At 47.4% G+C, this 593-nt stretch carries 1 protein-coding gene; it reads left to right on the top strand.

Annotation, left to right across the window (positions count from 1 at the left end; translation table 11 throughout):
* The coding region (locus R7Q09_RS27010; RefSeq protein WP_318144060.1) for a DUF3362 domain-containing protein at positions 1-593 on the top strand (593 nt) is incomplete at both ends.

Below are 593 nucleotides of genomic sequence, written 5' to 3'. Positions count from 1 at the left end.
GGCATGGGCACGTACGATCGCTTTAAAGAAATGTTCGAGAAGTACAGTGCTGAAGCAGGCAAAAAGCAGTACTTAATCCCTTATTTTATCTCTGCGCACCCAGGCACAGAAGATGAAGACATGCTGAACCTTGCTCTGTGGCTGAAGAAAAACAACTTCGAGTGTGACCAAGTACAAAACTTCTACCCATCACCGATGTGTAACGCAACGTCAATGTACTACTCAGAGACTAACCCTCTGAAACGCGTGAAGTACAAACAGCGCGAAGACATTCCAGTCGCGAAAGGTGAACGTCAACGTCGTTTGCATAAAGCACTACTGCGTTACCACGATCCTGCTAACTGGCCATTAATTCGTGAAGCACTGATCAACATGGGCAAGAAGCATTTGATTGGTGACAAACCAACGTGTTTGGTTCCTGCAGAAGATATTGATGCTCAAACTCCAGCGCAACGTCGTAAGTCTGGCCGTCACGGTGCAAACCGCTTTGCAACTAAGCACACCAAAAACCAACCGGGTTTCGGTGGCCACTTGAACAAACGCTCTGAAGGCGGTTCAAAAGATGGTAAACCATCTGGCAACCGTAACGGTTC

Source organism: Vibrio sp. 2130-1, from assembly GCF_033339515.1.
This window is presented reverse-complemented; position numbering and strand designations above follow the sequence as displayed.